This is a genomic window from Streptomyces phytophilus (genome assembly GCF_013870535.1).
GTDB lineage: Bacteria > Actinomycetota > Actinomycetes > Streptomycetales > Streptomycetaceae > Streptomyces > Streptomyces phytophilus.
On the sequence record NZ_JACBXC010000577.1, the window covers coordinates 1 to 3,754 of the forward strand.

The 3,754-nt window shown below is 74.8% G+C and carries 1 protein-coding gene; it reads right to left on the bottom strand.

Going from position 1 to position 3,754, the window contains the following annotated elements:
* Positions 1-100 precede the first annotated feature (100 nt).
* Positions 101-3,367, bottom strand: a complete 3,267-nt coding sequence (locus H5J30_RS21570; RefSeq protein WP_181789037.1) for a phosphodiester glycosidase family protein — start codon at positions 3,365-3,367, stop codon at positions 101-103.
* Positions 3,368-3,754: the final 387 nt, after the last annotated feature.

The window sequence follows — 3,754 nt, forward strand, 5'->3', positions numbered from 1 at the left end:
TGGCTCCCGCCTCTCCCGGTCGGTCTCTTACGGGTCGGCAGGCCCGGGCGGCGGCGGTGCGGTCGCGGGGACCTGGCGGGCCCCGCGACCGCTCGCCGCGCTAGCGGGTGACCGTCACCCGGTCCCCCTCGGTGACGCCGTTGACCGTCACCGTCAGGGTGACCGTCCCCGGCCGCAGCCCCGTCACCTCGCCGGTGGCCGGGTCGTACGCCGCGATGTCGCCCCGGTCCGCCGAGCGCGGCGGCCCGATGTGCAGCCGGTCCGTACCCGACCAGTCCGCGCTGACCGGCCAGGCCACCGGCACCTGCCGCGCGCCCTGCGCGAGGGAAGCCGTCGCCGCGGCCGAGCGGCCCGCGCGGACCTCCTCGGGCGCGGTCACCGTGAGCCCGTCCACGTGCGGCCGGGTCTGCACGGAGACCCAGTCGGGCAGCCCGCGGTACGGCGCGTTCCGCGCCTGCTGCTGCTCGCCGCGCGACACCGCGTCGACGCCGATCAGCGACCAGCCGGAGAACCCGCCCTCGCCGGGCGGGGTGGCCGGGGCCTTCCCGGAGTTGCCGTTGATCAGGTACGGCACCCCGTCGACGTGCTCGGCGTGGAACGTGCCGACGTGTCCGCCGACGAACGCCGCGCCCTTGCCCGTACGGGCCCGGAAGTCCGCGAGCCAGCCCTCCAGCACCCGCGCCTCCTTGCGGTCGCTGAGCTGGCTGGCGCGCTGCGCGGTCGGATCGCGCGGCGGGACGTGCTGGACGACGGTCGCCGAGCGCACCGACGGGTCCTCCGCCGCCGCCTCCAACTGCCGCTTCAGCTCGGCGATCTGCGCGTAGCCGCCGCCGCGGAGCGTCAGCGAGGAGGTGTCGAGGGTCAGGAAGCGGGTGCCCTTGTGGTCGAACGTCCGCTGCGCGGGGCCGAACTCGGCGACGAAGTTGGCGACCGAGCCGCCCATCACCTCGTGGTTGCCCGGCACGTAGTACCAGGGGACCGCGTCGCCCAGCTCTTCCTGAAGTATCCCGCGGGCGAACTTCAGGTCCTCGGGCGAACCCTCGTCGACCAGGTCGCCGTTGACGACGAGGAAGTCCGGCCGGGCCGCCCTGATCTCCCGCAGCGTGCGCCGCGTCTGCTTGACGATCGGGCTGTCCGGCTCGCGGGCGACGAACTGCGCGTCGGACATCACCGCGTACCGCCAGTCCCGGTCCGCCGTCTCGGCGCCGGAGTCGATCAGCGGGTCGCGGTGGGCCGGGGTGCGCGGCAGGTCGACCCCGGGCGGGCTCTGCGCGGTCAGTCCGTCTATGACGACCTCGCTGCTGTACTGGCTGGCGGGCTTGGCCTCCGCGAGATAGAAGCGGAAGACGGACAGCGGGTACTGCGTGCCCTCCGGGACCTGGAAGACGACCTGCTTCCAGCCCTGCCAGGTGACGTAGTCGCCGCGCAGCACCAGGTCGGCGCCCGCGCCGTCCTTGAGCTGGAGCGACGGCCAGGCGCCCTTGCCGTCGCCCTTGATCCACAGCCCGAAGCTCAGCGGCTGGCCGGGGATGTCGATGCGCTGCGGCGGCGTGACGTACGCGGCGCGGGTGGCGGTGGACTGGGAGAAGTCGTACGTGATCTTCATCCCGGCGCCCGTGTGCCCCTCGGGCTCCGGGGCCAGCGAGCCGGTGGCGCGGGCGGTGGAGAACGTCCAGTCGGCCGCGTCCTCGAAGTCCGCCAGCTCCGTTTCGGTGAGCCCGACGGTCAGCGCGACGTGCGTGGCCTTGCCCTGCACGGTCGCTTTGAGGACGCCGGATGCCGTCGGCTCGGTGGTGCGGGCGCGTACGGTGAAGCCGCCGCTGCGCGCGTCCGGGGCGATGTCGAACAGCGCGCGGTCGTAGTCGAGGCGTACGTCCGCGGGGTCGACGGGTGCGCTCGCGCCGTGGGCGTCGCGGCCGACGATGCCGAACACCGCCTCGTCCCGCGGGTCGGCGAGGCCGACGCGCTCGCTGGTGGGCGTGATCCGCTCCAGCCGGTCCAGGACGGTCAGTTCGACGCTCCCGGACGCGCCGCCGCGCCGGGCGGTGACCTTCGCGGTGCCGCCGCGGCGGGCGGTGAACGTACCGTCGCCGTCGACGCGGCCGACGTCGCCGCGGTCGCTGGACCACGACGGGCGGCCGGTCGCGGGGCCGTACGTCTCGTCGTAGCCGGCGGCGTCGAGGTCGCGGGTCAGGCCCGGGAAGACGCGGTCGGGGTGGCCGCCGGGCACCGGGTCGACGCCGGGCGCGAGGTCGGGGTCCGCGGCGGTGGTGACGCGGAAGTCCTTGAGCTTGCCGCTGCCGCCGGGGGCGGTGAACGCCAGGCCGTTGGGGACCTCGCGCTCCTCGCCGTCGGACGGCGAGTTCTCCACGAACCGCTCGTCGGAGCCGGGCGCGCGGGCCACGAGGGTGGAGGAGCCGCCGCCGTCGAGGTTCAGCGCGTCGTACGCGCCGAGGGCGTCCATCATCCTGGCCAGCTGCGTGAGCGTGACGCCGCCGGCGTCCGCCTGGCGGCCGTCGACGGTCAGCACGTGCATGGTGCCGCCGTCCTTGGAGAAGCCGACCGCGGTGCGGGGGGCGGCGGTGTTGTTGGGCCGGCCCTCCCAGTCCTGCGGCACGCCGTCCTCGACGAGGACGCCGCGCCCGCCGACCGCGGTACGGGGCACGGGGCCGCCGTCGTCGGTGCGGACGTCGTACTCCACCTGCACCGCGTCGCCCCGCGAGAGCTGGGCGAGGACCTTGGCGCCGGTGTCGCGGCCGACGAGCACCGTGGTGCCTTCGGCTATCGCGCCCTTCCCGGGCCCGGCGGTCACCTCGGCGACCTTGCCGTCCCGCACGGCGACCTCGGTGACCTCGGTGGCGCCGTCGACCGTGAGGGCCCGGTCGGCCTCGCCCCACTGGGCGTTGTACGCGCCGATGCCGTCCGCGGGGACGTTGGCGGCGTTGTGGCCGCCGAGGGGGTGCGTGCCGTCGGGGAGGGTGAGGCTGCCGTCGAAGTACAGGTCGAGCACGCGGCCCGCCTGGTCCGCGCCGACGCCGACCGCCTCGGAGACGCCGGGCGCGGGCGAGTGCGTGGGGCGGCCCTCCTCGACGCCGGGGCCGAGGGGGGCGCCGGTCTCGTTGATGTCGAAGAAGTCGGCGTTGATGGCGGCCACGGTGGTGCGGCCGGGGCCGGGGTCGTGCTCGGCGGCCAGCCTGGAGACGGGGGCGCGCTCGGAGACCTTGCCGCCGAGGTAGTCGACGCGGGTGCCGGCCCCCAGGTCGACGCTGAGCGCGTCGGCCTTGAGCCACTTGTCGGTCTCCAGCCGCTCGAAGGAGGTCAGTTCCATCCCGGGGGCGACGGGCCGGGAGACGGAGGCGATGTCCATGCCCTCGCCGGCGGGCACGGATGCGGGACCGGCGGAGCCGGTCGCGGCGGGCCGCTCCTGGCCGACGGCCGCGGGGGCCCCGAGGAGCAACAAGGAAGCCGCCGCTGCCGCGACGGCTCTGGGTCGGAAGGGTTTACTGCGTACTCCCGCTCTGAGCACGTTTTCTCCTTGGAACGACACGGGAACGCACGCTTCTTGCGCACGGCGGGCCACAGCCTGGCAGTGGAAAGTGGTCTACACCAGAGGGCGCGCGCAAACTCCGACCGAACAATTGCCGCCGCGGGTCCGTCATTTGAGATCCCGTCAGACAGGTCCGTACCAGGTGGGACGGGGGCGGGCGTGTCGGCGTGACAGGGCGGCGGCAGGGGACCCACGGTGCACGTGCCG